The 13,948-nt window shown below is 73.8% G+C and carries 11 protein-coding genes; 5 read left to right on the top strand and 6 right to left on the bottom strand.

Features of this window, described 5'->3' with window-relative positions:
- Positions 1-39: 39 nt before the first annotated feature.
- Positions 40-1,791, bottom strand: a complete 1,752-nt coding sequence (locus ACF07V_RS14850) for an MFS transporter (protein ID WP_392154288.1) — start codon at positions 1,789-1,791, stop codon at positions 40-42.
- A 472-nt stretch (positions 1,792-2,263) separates the two neighbouring features.
- Here ACF07V_RS14850 and ACF07V_RS14845 point away from each other — a divergent pair, with 472 nt between their 5' ends.
- A complete protein-coding gene (locus ACF07V_RS14845) occupies positions 2,264-3,094 on the top strand; it encodes a phosphatase PAP2 family protein (RefSeq protein ID WP_392154287.1) in 831 nt (276 codons plus the stop codon).
- 137 nt (positions 3,095-3,231) lie between these two features.
- On the opposite strand, the gene ACF07V_RS14840 is transcribed toward ACF07V_RS14845, so the two are convergent.
- Entirely contained in the window at positions 3,232-3,447 is a 216-nt protein-coding gene (locus tag ACF07V_RS14840) for an I78 family peptidase inhibitor (protein ID WP_369143431.1), read from the bottom strand.
- A gap of 308 nt (positions 3,448-3,755) precedes the next feature.
- Here ACF07V_RS14840 and ctaD point away from each other — a divergent pair, with 308 nt between their 5' ends.
- Positions 3,756-5,459 carry a cytochrome c oxidase subunit I gene (ctaD, locus tag ACF07V_RS14835; protein WP_392154286.1) on the top strand — a complete coding sequence of 568 codons (1,704 nt, stop codon included), beginning with the start codon at positions 3,756-3,758 and terminating at the stop codon, positions 5,457-5,459.
- Here ctaD and ACF07V_RS14830 read toward each other — a convergent pair.
- From ACF07V_RS14830 to ACF07V_RS14815, 4 genes are all read right to left on the bottom strand, one after another.
- Positions 5,407-6,384 (bottom strand): helix-turn-helix transcriptional regulator, encoded by a 978-nt coding sequence (locus ACF07V_RS14830; RefSeq protein ID WP_392154284.1) that lies wholly within the window; start codon positions 6,382-6,384, stop codon positions 5,407-5,409. The genes ctaD and ACF07V_RS14830 overlap by 53 nt on opposite strands.
- Positions 6,385-6,935: 551 nt before the next feature.
- Complete coding sequence (locus ACF07V_RS14825) at positions 6,936-8,210, bottom strand: glycosyltransferase (RefSeq protein WP_392154282.1); 1,275 nt, start codon at positions 8,208-8,210, stop codon at positions 6,936-6,938.
- Positions 8,211-8,291: 81 nt separating this feature from the next.
- Positions 8,292-9,584 carry an ABC transporter substrate-binding protein gene (locus ACF07V_RS14820; protein WP_392154281.1) on the bottom strand — a complete coding sequence of 431 codons (1,293 nt, stop codon included), beginning with the start codon at positions 9,582-9,584 and terminating at the stop codon, positions 8,292-8,294.
- Positions 9,562-10,068: a hypothetical protein gene (locus ACF07V_RS14815; RefSeq protein WP_392154280.1), complete on the bottom strand. Its 507-nt coding sequence runs from the start codon at positions 10,066-10,068 to the stop codon at positions 9,562-9,564. Before ACF07V_RS14815 ends, ACF07V_RS14820 begins: the two co-directional genes overlap by 23 nt.
- A gap of 137 nt (positions 10,069-10,205) precedes the next feature.
- Here ACF07V_RS14815 and ACF07V_RS14810 point away from each other — a divergent pair, with 137 nt between their 5' ends.
- The 3 genes from ACF07V_RS14810 to ACF07V_RS14800 are packed head-to-tail and all read left to right on the top strand — an operon-like array spanning position 10,206 to position 13,944.
- Positions 10,206-10,604, top strand: a complete 399-nt coding sequence (locus ACF07V_RS14810) for a hypothetical protein (RefSeq protein ID WP_392154278.1) — start codon at positions 10,206-10,208, stop codon at positions 10,602-10,604.
- On the top strand, positions 10,592-13,291 hold the full coding sequence (locus tag ACF07V_RS14805) for an ATP-binding cassette domain-containing protein (RefSeq protein WP_392154276.1): 2,700 nt from the start codon (positions 10,592-10,594) through the stop codon (positions 13,289-13,291). Before ACF07V_RS14810 ends, ACF07V_RS14805 begins: the two co-directional genes overlap by 13 nt.
- Complete coding sequence (locus tag ACF07V_RS14800; RefSeq protein ID WP_392154274.1) at positions 13,288-13,944, top strand: ABC transporter ATP-binding protein; 657 nt, start codon at positions 13,288-13,290, stop codon at positions 13,942-13,944. The genes ACF07V_RS14805 and ACF07V_RS14800 overlap by 4 nt, the downstream gene beginning before the upstream one ends.
- Positions 13,945-13,948: the final 4 nt, after the last annotated feature.

The following is a 13,948-nucleotide window of genomic DNA, read 5'->3' as shown; positions in this document are numbered from 1 at the left end:
GTCCGCCGGCCCGGCCGGGCGCCTCCCGACGGGATCGGGTCAGTGCGCCGGACGCCCCGAGCCGGCGGGCTCGATCGCTTCCCGCGTCGCGGGCACGCGCGGCGACGCGGACCGCTCGGACGGAGCGGGTGCACTCTCCGCCGCCCCGACCGTCCCCGCCGTGGCCCGGGTCTCCGCATCCCGGTCCAGGCCCTCCGGGGCCGCCGTCGAGCCCTCGCGCTCCAGCGCGTCGAAGGCCTCCTCCGGGTCCACCGGGCATTCCATGACCCGGGGCAGCCGCCGGGCCATCAGCGCGCCGACGAGCAGCAGCGCGGCGCTCACACAGAGCGTGACGTGCAGACCGGTCACGAAGGAGTGCCGGGCGGCCTGGTGCAGGGCGTCACCGGCCGTACCGCCGAGCTGATCGGCGACCTTGTAGGCCTCGCCGAGCGAGTTCGCCGCGGCCCGGCTCGCCTCCGCGGGCACCCCGGGGACCGAGGCCAGACCGGGGGCGTACGCCGCGTTCATCACACTGCCGAGCAGCGCGATGCCCATGCCCGCGCCGAGCTGGTACGAGGTCTCCCCGATCGCCGCCGCGCCGCCCGCGCTGCGCTGCGGCGCCTCGCTGAGCATCGACTCGTACGCCGAGAAGAGCGTGGTCTGCAGGCCGAAGCCGAGCAGCACGAAGCCCACCGTGAGCAGCAGCGGCCGGTCGTGCTGCCCCATGAGCGTGAGCAGCAGCACCGCCGCGGCGGTGAGCAGGAAGCCCCAGCCGACCATCCGGCGCGGACCGATCCGGCGCAGGGTGTACGAGCCGGTGGCGCCGGCGGCCATGGCGGCGAAGGTCAGCGGGAGGAGCCGGAGCCCGGTCTCCAGGGGGCTGAGGCCGAGGACCAGCTGGAGGTACTGGACGGCGATGAGCTCCAGGCCGACCAGGGCCAGCATGCCGATGACGATGCAGCCGACCGAGGTGGTGAAGGCGGCCCGGGAGAAGAGCCGTATGTCGATCAGCGGGTGCGGGCGCCGCTTCTGCCGCCGTACGAAGAGGACGAGGAGCGCGGCACCGAGCAGCAGCGGTCCGGCACTCGGCAGGGCGAGCGGCGAGGCGCCGGCCCCGATGTGCTTCACGCCGAGGACGCAGCCGAGCACCCCGGCCGCGGCCATGAGCGCGCCGAGCACGTCCCAGGGGCCGTCGGTGGCGCCCCGGGACTCGGGGAGGAGGCGCCGACCGAGCGGCAGGATCAGCGCCATCAGCGGGATGTTGATGAGGAAGACGGAGCCCCACCAGTAGTTCTCGACGAGGAAGCCGCCGAGCACGGGTCCGGTCGCGGCGCCGATCGCCGCCGTCGCGGTCCAGATGCCGATCGCGGTGGCCCGCTCCCGCCGGTCGGGGAAGACCGTCCGGAGGATGGAGAGCGTGGCGGGCATGATCATGGCGCCGCCGACGCCGAGCAGCGCACGGGCCCCGATGAGGACCGAGGGCTCGGTGGCGAGCGCGGCGACCGCCGAGGCGACGCCGAAGAGCCCGTAGCCGAGGAGGAGGATCCTGCGTCTGCCGACCCGGTCGCCGAGGGTGCCGAAGAGGATCAGCAGCGACGCGCAGACCAGGGGGTAGGCATCGACGATCCAGAGCAGCGCGGTGGAGCTGGGGCGCAGGTCCTCGGTGAGCGAGGGGACGGCGACGTGGAGGATGGTCGCGTCGAGGGCGACCAGGAGAAGGCTGACGCAGAGGACGACGAGGACGACCCAGCGGTTGGCGCCGGCGCCGACGGTGGCACGCGGTGGTCCTTGGGCCGTGTTCGTCCGCTGCATGTACGTACCTCCCAGTGAAGCTCTCGCGCTCGGTGGGCTGTGACCAGGGCGTATGCCCCTGGGGCGGCCCGGCATCGACGGGCGAGTGAGCCGTCAGCGTACGCGAGTTCAAGGCCCGAGCGCGTGGTGCAGCTCTCACCCCGGCGGGGCTCGCGGTGTGGCGTACGCCACTCGGCGCGGGCCGCGCGTCGCATGGAATTCCGCACGGACGTCTGTTTGAGGAAATTCCCGGGCGTTCAAACAAGCATCCGGAAACACCCCTCGCGGCAAAAGGGCCGAAGGTCATCGGATTTCCCGACGGACACCTGGAATAGACCACCCGGTGAGACCCACTCCACATCACACGATCATCACGAAGGGAGCGGAACGACCGGGTCTGCTTCTCACTCCCTGTAACGTCGATTGGGTGCGTACCGACATCTTTGCCCGGCTGGACCGGGAGCCGGAACCGCCGAAGATAGAGGTCCCGCGGATGACCCGCACGCGTCTCGCCCTCTTCGGCGGGACGTCGGCGTTCTATCTCGCCATCGTCGTGGCCGTCCTGCTGTCGACATGGCTGGTGACCCTCGACTGGAAGATCATGCTCTTCCGGCCGTACCAGCAGTGGCCCGAGATCCACGGTTTCCTCGACTACTACGTCGTCCTCGGCCAGCGCGGCCCCACGGCCGTCATGGTGGCCGCCTGGCTGGGCTGGCGCTCCTGGCGCCAGCACACCCTGCGCCCCCTGCTCTGCCTCGGCGCAGCCCTCCTGCTGCTCAACGTCTCGGTGGGCGCGGTCAAGCTCGGGCTCGGCCGCCTCGGCCCCCACTACGCGACCCAGATCGGCTCCCCCGAGCTGTTCGCGGGCGGCGACATATTTCCCTCCGGGCACACCGCCAACGCGGTCGTGACCTGGGGCATCCTCGCCTACCTGGCGACCACCCCGAGGGCCCGGCGCTATCTGTCGGCGCTCTCCGCCGTGGTCGCCCTCGGCGTCGGCCTCACCACCGTCTACCTGGGCACGCACTGGCTGAGCGACGTGCTGCTCGGCTGGGCCGCCGGACTCCTCGTCCTGCTCGCGCTGCCCTGGTGCGAGCCGGTCCTCGCGGTGGCGGAGGCCTGGATCCTCGCCGCGCGCGACCGGGTACGGGAGCGGCTGCGGGACCGCCGCCGGCTGGTGCCCTCGCTGCCCGTGGCCTCCGGAGGACCGCGCCCCGGGTTCTTCCCGCCGCGCCCGCCCGCGTCCGACGAGCCGGTCCGGGAGCCGGTCCGGGAGCCCGTGGGGGTGGCGGGCGCCCGGCGCGCACCGGTGACGCGCGGCTGATCCGCACCCCGCCCCGCGCGCGGAAGCACGTACGAGAGCACGTACGGAAGCACGTACGGGAGCACCTACGGGAGCACCTACGGAAGGGCCCCGGCCAAGTCGGCCGGGGCCCTTCCGCGTGCCGTCCCGCCGGCTCCTCAGCCGAGCCAGCAGCGGGTGACGGTGCCGTCCTCGACCTCGAAGTTGATGCGCCCGGAGAGGTACTCCATGGTGATGATCGAGCCCGGCGGCAGGGACCGGACGACGCTCCAGCCGCGGGTCCTGGCGAGCCGCTCGGCCCCTCCGGCGTCGAGGCCCACATAGGACTCGGGAGCGTCGCGTGGCGGTTCGGGAGTGCGCGAAGTGGGTGACATGAACCTCACGTTAGTCCCTCGGCGGTCACGCTTGTGTCACAAGTTCTCGACATATGTCTGCCCGGTCCGACACCCCTCCCGAGGCCTGTTTCCGGCCGTTTCTCCAGTAATTCCGAAGGGCCCCCATCAGTTCGCACGAAGGGTTCGGAAGCACGGGTAAGGCGCCTCCAATTCCCCTCTTCCGCAAGCTCGTCCCGAATTGCCTCGGCGACGCGCACCCGAGGCGCACACTCTTCCCTTACACAATGCTTACGCTGGCCGGACGCCCGGAGACGCGGAGCCGGGACCACGGCGAGGCGGAGGCAGGGATGGGCAACGGGACAGCGGCCGCGACCGTCGAATCGGGCCGGCAACGGCACGGACGCATCCTGATCGACTGGCTCACCACGACCGACCACAAGAAGATCGGCCACCTCTATCTGGTCACCTCGTTCGTCTTCTTCCTGATCGCCGGGCTCATGGCGATGCTGATGCGGGCCGAGCTGGCCCGCCCCGGACTCCAGTTCGTCTCGAACCAGGAGTTCAACCAGGCCTTCACCCTGCACGGCACGATCATGCTGCTGCTCTTCGCCACGCCCACCTTCGCCGGCTTCGCGAACGAGCTGGTGCCGCTGCAGATCGGATCGCCCGACGTCGCCTTCCCGCGGCTGAACATGTTCTCGTACTGGCTGTTCCTCTTCGGCGGCCTGTTGGTCCTCGGCTCGCTCTTCACCCCGACCGGGCCACCGGCCTTCGGCTGGACCGCCTACGCCCCGCTGAACAGCCTGGAGCGGATGCCGGGCGTCGGTGCCGACCTGTGGATCATGGGACTCGCGCTCTCCGGCTTCGGCACGATCCTGACCTCGGTCAACTTCCTCGCCACCATCATCGGGATGCGGGCGCCGGGCATGACCATGTTCCGGATGCCGATCTTCACCTGGAACATCCTGTTCACCGCGGTCCTGGTGATCATCGCCTTCCCCGTCCTCGCGGCGGCGCTGCTCGTCCTGGAGGCCGACCGGCGCCTCGGCGCCGTGGTCTTCCAGCCCCAGAACGGCGGGGCGCTGCTCTGGCAGCACCTCTTCTGGTTCTTCGGCCACCCCGAGGTCTACATCATCGCGCTGCCGTTCTTCGGGATCATCAGCGAGATCATCCCGGTCTTCTCCCGGAAGCCGATCTTCGGGTACGCGACGCTGGTCGGCGCCACCATGGCGATCACCGGGCTCTCCGTGGTGGTCTGGGCCCACCACATGTTCGTCACCGGCGCGGTGCTGCTGCCGTTCTTCTCGATGCTCTCGTTCCTCATCGCCGTGCCCACCGGGGTGAAGTTCTTCAACTGGACCGGGACGATGCTCCACGGCTCGCTCTCCTTCGAGACCCCGATGCTCTGGTCCGTCGGCTTCCTCGTGTCCTTCCTCTTCGGCGGGCTCACCGGCGTCATCCTCGCCTCGCCGCCGATGGACTTCCAGGTCACCGACTCGTACTTCGTCGTCGCCCACTTCCACTACACGGTCTTCGGCACGGTCGCCTTCGCGACCTTCGCCGGCTTCTACTTCTGGTGGCCCAAGTTCACCGGCCGGATGCTCGACGAGCGGCTCGGGAAGATCCACTTCTGGACCCTCTTCGTCGGCTTCCACACCACCTTCCTGGTGCAGCACTGGCTCGGCGCGGAAGGCATGCCCCGCCGGTACGCCGACTACCTGGCGGCCGACGGCTTCACCGCGCTCAACACCGTCTCCACCATCGGCGCCTTCCTGCTCGGCACGTCCACGCTGCCGTTCCTCTACAACGTCTGGCGGACCTGGCGGTACGCGGAGAAGGTCGACGTCGACGACCCCTGGGGCTTCGGGCGCTCCCTGGAATGGGCGACCTCCTGCCCGCCGCCCCGGCACAACTTCGAGTCCGTGCCCCGGATCCGCTCCGAGGCGCCCGCCTTCGACCTCCACCACCCGGAGTTCGCCGCGTACGAGCGGATGCGGATCAGCTCTCCGCCCGCTCCGCCCGTTCGACGGCGCGGGACAGGCGGTCCCTGAGCGCCCGCACCGACTCGGCGAGCTCGGGCGGCTCGACCACCTCGAAGTCGAAGCCCAGGAACGCCACGTGGAACACCATGACGTCGAGGCTGCGCGCCCCCGTCCGCAGCAGACAGGCGTCCTCGCCGTCCGCCGTCAGGACCCCGTCCAGCGCGCGGACGGCGGCGGCCGCCTCTTCGAGCGGGACGAAGAGCCGGACGACCGCCTGCTCCGCGTAGGCGGAGCCGGACAGCCCCTTCGCCACGTATGCGGCCAGATCCTCGGCGGGCGGCTCGCGGGGCGGGAAACGGGGACCGTGCGGCGGGGTCGGCTCGATCCGGTCCGCCCGGAACGTACGCCAGTCGCCCCGGTCCAGATCCCAGGCGACCAGGTACCAACGGCGCTCGGTGCAGACCAGACGGTGCGGCTCGACGGTCCTGCGGGTGGCCGTGCCGCCGTGGTCACGGTAGGCGAAGCGGAGCCGCTCGCCGTCCCGGCAGGCGTTGGCCAGCTCGGTGAGGACGGCCGGGTCGACGCGCTCGCCGGGGGTACGGAGCAGGGGGACCGTGAAGGCGTTGAGCGCCCCGATCCGCCGCCGGAGCCGGCCCGGCAGGACCTGCTCCAGCTTCGCCAGGGCGCGTACGGAGCTCTCCCCGATCCCCTCGACGCCCTGCCCGGCGGCGGACCGCAGCCCGACCGCGACCGCGACGGCCTCCTCGTCGTCGAGGAGCAGCGGCGGCAGCTCGGCCCCGGCCCCGAGCTGGTAGCCACCGCCCGTGCCGGGACTGGCGTGCACGGGATAACCGAGCTCCCGCAGCCGCTCGACGTCCCGCCGCACGGTACGCGCCGTCACTCCGAGCCGCTGAGCGAGATCGGCCCCGGACCACTCGCGATGAGCCTGAAGCAAGGACAGCAGCCGCAACAGCCGCGCGGAGGTCTCCAACATGCCCCAAGTCTCCCAGCGCCTCGTGGGCACCCCCTCCACCGGGGCGCCGCCCACCCCCCGTTGTGGGCAATCGTTCCGCAAGGGGCGGCGCCCACCCCGTTGTGGGCAGGCGTTCCGCAAGGGGCGGCGCCCACCCCGTTGTGGGCAATCGTTCCGCAAGGGGCGGCGCCCACCCCGTTGTGGGCAATCGTTCCGCAGGGCGGAACGGGTGGGCACAACGGACGGCGCCCCTGGCCGGGCCTAGGCTTCCGCGCCCTGACCCGCACCGCAGGCGGCGGCGCACTCGTGGTGCGGGTCCAGGCCCGGAACGCGGAGGCGCCGCTGAAGGGCGCCGTCCCGTGTGCCCACCCGTCCCGCCCCAGCGGGACGATTGCCCACACGGGGGTGGGCGGGGGCACCGCCCAGCCGGGCGCGGGACCACACAGGGGTGGGCGGGGGCGCCGCCCGGTCGGGCGCGGGACCGCACGGGGTGGCCGGGGCACCGCCCCGCAGGCGTGCGGCTCCGGGGCGCCGCCCCGCAGGTGTGCGGGCGCACCGGTGGGGCGGGGCCGTCAGCGGAGGCGGCGGATCAGGCGGCCCACTCTCGCCTTCTGGGCGTACACCCCGTCGATCACCCGCCCCACCGCCAGATGAGCCCGCGCACGCCCCGCAGAGTGCACCCGACGCCCCGCACCCCGCGCCACCAGCTCCCCCCACAGCGCCTCGTGCCGCGCGGCGACCCGCGACGGGTCGAAGCGTTCGGACGCGGCGAGCGCCGCCCGTCCCGCCTCGGCCCGCAGTGCGTCGTCCGAGACGAACTGCCGCAGCGCCGCCGCGACGGCGGCCACGTCGCCGACCGGCACGAGCCGCCCGTCGACCCCGTCCTCGATGATCTCGCGCGGCCCGTGGGGGCAGTCGGTGGAGACCACGGGCAGCCCGCACCGCATCGCCTCGACGATCGTCATGCCGAAGGACTCCCGTTCGGAGGTCACGGCGGCGACGGAGCCCTTGGCCCATTCCGGTTCCATGGGGGTGACGGAGCCCATGAGGAAGGCCTTCCCTTCCAGGCCCCGGTCCTTGATCTGCCGGGACAGCGGGGCCTTCAGGTCCTGGACCGCGTCGCCGGAGCCGTAGATCCGCAGCTTCCAGTCGGGGTGGTCCGCGGCCACCTCGGCGAAGGCGTCGATCAGCACGTCGTACCGCTTGACCCCGGTCAGCCGGCCCGCCGCGACGACGGTCCGCGCCGTGAGGTCGGCGGGCGGCACGGAGGGCGCGGGCACGCTGTTGGGGACGGCCTCGATGCGGACGCCGGGCAGGGCGAGCCGCCGGTAGGCGCGGGCGTCGGCCTCGGTGACGGTGGTGACGGCGTCGAGGAGCGCGTACTCGTGGCCGATGTCCCGGCGCAGCCGGTAGCTGTGGCCGTCCAGTATCAGGTGCTCCTGGCCGACGAGGACGGGCCCCCGGCGGGCCTGCCGGGCGAGGTGCACGTTGAGCCCGGGGCGGGTGGCGACGAGGACGTCGGCCTCCACGCCGCGCAGGTGTTCGCCGATGCGGGTGTCGGTGAGCGCGCTGTACTGCTTCCAGCGGCCGTCGCCGCGCGGGAAGACCTGGGCGGGGCGGTGGAAGTCGGGGTGGTCGCCGTCGTATCCGGGGCTGTCCCGGCGCAGGTCGACGAGGTGGCGCAGGGTCACCCCCGACGGGAGGCCGAGGTGCGGCCGATCCCGGTGCCGGAACACCGAGACGATCTCGACCTCGTGACGTTCCGCCAGTTCCTCGGCGAGCGTGAACGTGGTCCGGATCGTGCCGCCGTAGTGGTAGCCGTTGTGAAGCAGAAAGGAGATACGCATCGCGCTGCCGGTTCCCCCCGGTCAGTCAGTGTTCATTGTTTCGGTCGGTGCCCGACTGTACTGCCGGTGCGGGTGGCGTCTTCACGGGCGGTAGCCGAGCTGGGGGACGGTCGCGCAGTTCTTCGTCATGTCGCCTTGGCTCACCCAGCCCCGGCCGTCCTGCCAACGGGCCACGGACAGGCAGGTGTTCCGGGTGGCGGGCGGCCGGGCCAGGCGCTCGAACCGTACGGGGAGCAGCAGTCCGCGCGCGGTGTACGGCTCCGGACGGTTCATGAACTCCTCGACGCAGCCCCGGGTGAGCGTGCCCCGGTCGAGGCAGGAGCGGGCGGCGTCGGTGAACCACATCGCCGCCGCCCAACCCTCCAGCTGCCACTGCGACAGCGGCCGGTTCCCCATCGCCGTCCGGAACTCACGGACCGCCGGCTGCCCGGTGTCCTCGTAGTTCCGGCTGGAGCCCGTGACCCACAGCGAGGCCCGGCAGCCGGGCGCCCGTGCGTAGTCGCGGGGGACGGCCGAGGACCAGTTCTGCACGTTCGTCACCTTTGCGGCGACCCGGACGCCGAGTGACTCCATCGCCTCGCACAGGCGCACGTTGCCGTGGGTGTCCATCGCGTCGAAGAGGAGGTCGACGTGCTCGGCCCGCAGATCGGCGGCGACGGCGCGGAAGTTGGGCAGCGCGAAGTCGACCTGTTCCTCGACGACCCGGTAGCCCTCGGCCCGGAGGCCGCGTGCGACGAGCCGGGCGTAGGCGGCGGAGGCGGCCTGGTTGTAGGAGACGACGGCGGCGGTCCGGGCGCCGAGTTCCTCGCGGAACCAGTGGTAGACCTCGGTGCCGCCGTACAGCGTGCCGCCCCAGCCGGGCGCCCGGCCGGTGCGCGGGGCGGAGCTGCCGTAGATGCCGTAGAGGTGCGGATAGGTGTCGTAGGCGGGGGTGAGGGGCTGGCCGCCGATGTCGGGGACGCCGGCCCGGGCGACGAGGGGCGCGCCCGCGTAGTTCAGGGCGGTGGTGGCGACGAGGGCGAAGACGCCGCGCTCGTCGAGGAGCCGGTGCACGCACGCGTTGTTGCCGACGCCGCTGCCGCCGTCGTCGCAGGTCTCGACCTCGATCCGGCGTCCGTCGAGGCCACCGCGCGCGTTGAGGGCGTCGAACCAGGCGCGGGCTCCGTCGCGCGGGCCGGTGAAGGTCTCGCCTCCGACCGGGCTGGTGGTGCTGGTGATGATGCCGACGCGGAGCGGCTCACCGCCGGAGGGGTTGACGGTGGGCCGCGTCTCGAAGGCGCGCTCCGGGAGCCGGCTGCCGCATCCCGCGAGGAGGGCGAGCAGGACGGCCAGGAGCAGCGCCGCGACCGCCTCAGCAGCCCGGGACGGTGACACCGCTCAGCTCGACCAGGCCGCACAGGGTCTTCACGGAGACCTTCCAGGTGTCGTTCTGGAGGACGGAGGTGCCCTGGGAGCCGGGCAGGGCGGGGGCTCCGCCGACCAGCAGGTCGTAGGTGACGTTCGCGCCGGTGGCGGAGGTGAACTCGATGCCGGTGACCTTCGCGGAGGTCATGGCCGCGTTCTTGTCGCCGGCGAAGGCGCGGAGCACCGGCTGCATCTGCTCCCCGTTCTCCAGGAGCTTCACCTTCTCGGCGACGGGGGTCCTGGGGTCGAAGAACGCCGTCCAGTTCTTGGTGATCTCGGCCTTGGCGGCCACGGGATCGGCGGGACCCGCGGTCGGTGGGGAGGACGATGCCGTGCCGCCCGTCTTCCCGCCGTTGTCGTCGGAGCAGCTCGCGAGGGCGGGCGCCACGGCGAGGACGGCGACGGCCCCGAGGACCGCGAGACGGGAGCGTCCACCGCGTCGTACGACATCCATCTGGCTCACCACCGGGTGTCCCGCCAGTCCGGAGCGGCTGGTGTTACCAGGGTGAGCCGGTTCGGGGCATAGTGCAAGGAAAGGGATACCGAGGGAGAGCGGGGACAGAGCAGGGGGCGGAGACGAGGGAGGCCCCGGTGCCGACATCCCGGATCCTGCTGTGGAGCGGTCTCGCGGCGGCCGCCGGGGGCGCGGTGCTCTGCGCGCTCGGCTGGTACGGGATCTCGGGCGAGCGCTTCGCGGAGCGCCAGCTGCCCTATCTGGCCTCCTGCACGGTGCCGGGAGCGGCGCTCCTGGTGGCGGGCGCGGTCCTCGTGGGGGCGGCCGCGCTGCTTCCCGTACGCCCTCCGGAGCCGCGTCCCCCGCCACCGGAGGAGACTCCCCCGCCGTCCTCGGACGGCCCCCTGCTGCGGGTCCCCGAGGGGACGCTCGCGCACCGCCCGGACTGCCCGTTGGTGGCGGGCAAGGCGGAGGCCGTGCCGGTGGGGGACGCGGAACTCGCCCCCTGCCCGGTGTGTGAGCCGTGGCCTCCCTGACGTACGAGCTGACGCTCGCCGGCCTCGCGGTCGGCAGCGCCGCCGCGCTCACCGGCATCGGCCTCGTCGTCACCTACCGGGCGACGGGGGTGCTGAACCTGGCGCACGGCGCCGTCGCCATGGTCTGCGCGTACGTGCTCCGCCAGCTGGTGGTCGGCTGGGGCTGGCCCCTGCCCCTGGGCACCCTGGTCACCCTCCTGGTCGTGGCTCCCGCGATCGGTCTGGCCCTCGACCGCGGCGTCTTCCGTCCCCTGGCGCTCCGCGGCTCGAACCCGGCGCAGACCCTGGTGGCGACGATCGGCGTCTTCGTCCTCCTGGTGGGCGGGGCGGTGCTGCTGTGGGGCCCGGGGGCCCGGGACGACGCACCGGTGCTGCTCGGCGACGACCCCTGGGCGCAGCTCGCGGCGGTGGTGGCGCTGGCCTGCCTGGTGGGGGCGGTGACCCGGTGGACCCGGTTCGGCCGGGAGCTGCGGGCGGTGGTGGACAACCGGCCGCTCGCCGTCCTGGCGGGGATCGACGCGGACCGGGTCGCGGCGGCGGGCTGGGCGTTCGGCTCGTTCACGGCCGGGCTCACGGGCGTCCTGCTCGCCCCGTACGTACGGCTCGACCCGTACGGGCTGCCGCTGCTCGTCGTCGAGGTGATCGCGGTCGCCGTGATCGCCCGGATGCGGTCGCTGCCGGTCGCGGTGGGGGCTGCGCTCGCGATCGGGGTGGCCCAGGCACAGCTGACCCGGCTGCACCCGGAGGGCTGGGCGGGACCGCTGCTCCAGGCCGTCGGGGCGAACCTGTTCGTGGTGGCGCTCCTGGTGGCGGCGCTCGTCCTGCCGGGCGTCGGCGGCAAGGGGCGGGACGCGCTCCCGCCGCCGGCGCCCGCCACACGCGTGCCGACGGCCCTGTGGCTCGTGGTGGGCGTCCTGCTCCTCCTCCCCCTGGGCCTCGCGGGCTCGGACCTGCACACGGCGATCCAGGTCCCGGCGCTCGCCGTGATCCTGCTGTCGCTGGTCGTGGTGGCGGGCCGGGGCGGCCAGATCGCGCTGGGCCAGGCGGCGTACGCGGGCCTCGGCGCCCTGTTCACGGCCCTTCTGGCGGCGGCGGGGGTCCCCACGCTCCTGGCCCTGGTCCTCGCGGTGCCGATGGTGGCGGTCACGGGCCTGGTGACGGGCCGGCCGGCGATCCGGCGGCACGGCCTGGCGCTCGCCCTGGCGACCCTGGCCGTGGGGGTGGCGGTGAGCCGCTTCGTCCTCACCCAGCCGTACGCGACGGCGGGCGTGGCCCTCGGCCGCCCGGCGGGCTTCTCCGACGACCGCGCCTACTACGCCCTGGAGCTGGTCGTCCTGGCCGGCTGTCTGGCCCTGGTGGCGGCCCTGCGCCGGGGCCGTACGGGCCGTGCGCTCGCCGCCCTGCGGGACCACGAACCGGGCGCCGAGGCGGCGGGCGTGCCGGTGCCCCGCCTCAAGCTCCTCGCCTTCGTCCTGGGCGCGGCGCTGGCGGCTCTGGGCGGCGGGCTCCTGGGCATGGGCCTGCGGGCCTTCGACCCGGAGCAGTACGACCCGGTACGCGGCCTGCTCTGGTTCGCGGCGGTCCTGGTCCTGGGCGCGGACAGCCTCCTGACCCCGCTGGCCGCGGCGGCCCTCCTGATCACACTGGACGCGGGCCCCCAGGCGGGCACGGCGGCGGCCCTGATCGGCCTCCTGGCGATGTTGACGGGCCGCCTGCCACCCCTGATGAACCTGTTGCCGACCCACCGGCCCGCCACCCACGGCCCACCGGCCGAGGGCCGGAAGCACGTCCACGGCCCGCAGGGCACCGTCGGCGCGGAACCCGGTCCGGCCGGGGGCCGGACGCACACCCAAGGCCGGGCGGCCGCCGACGGCGCGCAACCCCCCACGGGAAGACCCCCACCTCTGTCGACCATCCGCACGGCCGGTGCGGCCGGGAACCCCGGTCCGGCCGAAGTCCGGACGCACCCCCACGGCCCGCCGCCCGCCGACGGCGCGCAACCCCCCACGGGAAGACCCGCACCCGCCGCCCGCCAAGGGCTCCGCGTCCACGACCTCACGCTCACCTACCCCGGAGGGGTCACCGCCCTCTCCCACGTCAGCCTCGACCTCTCCCCCGCCCGCGTCACCGCCCTCGTCGGCCCCAACGGCGCCGGCAAGAGCACCCTCTTCGACTGCCTCGCCGGGACCCTCCGGCCCCGCCGCGGCCAGGGCCGGATCACGCTCGACGGCACCGACATCACCGCCCGGCCCGCGCACGCCCGGACCCGCCTCGGCATCGCCCGCAGCTTCCAGCGGCTCGCCGTCTTCCCGTCGCTCACCGTCGAGGAGAACGTCCGCCTCGGCCAGGAGCAGAGCGGGAGAGACGCGGACCCGGCCGCCGTGGAGCGGAGCCTGCGGCTGTTCGGGCTCGCCGGACCCGTACGGCACCGGGCGGCGGCGGACCTGCCGACCGGGACCCTGCGCCGGGTGGAGCTGGCCCGCGCCCTGGCCGGGCGGCCGCACACGCTCCTCCTCGACGAACCGGCCGCGGGCCTCGACGCCGCCGAGACCGCCGCGCTGGCCCGGATCCTGGCGGCCCTCGCGGCGGACGGCCTGACGGTCCTGGTGGTGGAGCACGACCCGGACCTGGTCGCCGGGATCGCGGACACGGTGCACACCATGGAGGGAGGCCGGATCCTGTCGTGAGCGTCGAGATGGCCCTGCGCGCCGCCCGGGTCCGCTACGGCCCCCTGGAGGTCCTGCACGGCCTCGACCTGCCCGTGCCCGCCGGGACGGTCACCGTCCTCCTGGGCCGCAACGGCGCGGGCCGGACGACCGCCCTGCGCGCCCTCGCGGGGACGGTGGCTCTCACGGCGGGCCGGGTGGAGTGGCGCGGGACGGACGTGACCCGCCTGTCGCCGCACGCACGCGCGCGCCGCGGCCTGTGCTTCGTACCGGATCTGCGGGCGGTGTACGCGGGCCTGACCGTCGCCGAGAACCTCGCGCTCGCCGCCCCCGGGGTCCCCGCGCCCGACGCCACCGCCCCGTACCCCGAGCTCGTCCCGCTGCTGCCCAGGACCGCCGGGACCCTCTCCGGCGGGGAGCGCCGGATGCTGGCGCTCTCCCGCGCGCTGCTCGCACACGCGCGCGTGGTGCTGGTCGACGAGCCGTCGCTCGGCATGGCCCCGCCGGTCGCGGCCCGTACGTACCGGATGCTCGCCGCGCTCGCCGTGGAGCACGGGGCGGCCGTGGTCCTGGCCGAGCAGCGCGTGCCGGACGGGCTGCCGCCGGGCTCGCTCGTGCACGAGCTGCGGCGCGGCTCCCGCACGTCGAGCGGGGAGCCGGCCGAGTACGGGTGACGGC

The sequence above is a fragment of the Streptomyces sp. NPDC015661 genome (assembly GCF_043077765.1).
Classification (GTDB): Bacteria; Actinomycetota; Actinomycetes; order Streptomycetales; family Streptomycetaceae; genus Streptomyces.
The sequence above is the reverse complement of the archived record's forward strand: the minus strand, read 5'-3'. Positions and strand labels throughout refer to the sequence as shown.

Coding starts and splice junctions, on each gene's coding strand:
- ACF07V_RS14845 (WP_392154287.1), top strand. CDS start 2,264: ATGACCCGCACGCGTCTCGCCCTCTTCGGCGGGACGTCGGCGTTCTAT.
- ACF07V_RS14825 (WP_392154282.1), bottom strand. CDS start 8,210: ATGCGTATCTCCTTTCTGCTTCACAACGGCTACCACTACGGCGGCACG.
- ACF07V_RS14850 (WP_392154288.1), bottom strand. CDS start 1,791: ATGCAGCGGACGAACACGGCCCAAGGACCACCGCGTGCCACCGTCGGC.
- ACF07V_RS14840 (WP_369143431.1), bottom strand. CDS start 3,447: ATGTCACCCACTTCGCGCACTCCCGAACCGCCACGCGACGCTCCCGAG.
- ACF07V_RS14830 (WP_392154284.1), bottom strand. CDS start 6,384: ATGTTGGAGACCTCCGCGCGGCTGTTGCGGCTGCTGTCCTTGCTTCAG.
- ACF07V_RS14815 (WP_392154280.1), bottom strand. CDS start 10,068: ATGGATGTCGTACGACGCGGTGGACGCTCCCGTCTCGCGGTCCTCGGG.
- ctaD (WP_392154286.1), top strand. CDS start 3,756: ATGGGCAACGGGACAGCGGCCGCGACCGTCGAATCGGGCCGGCAACGG.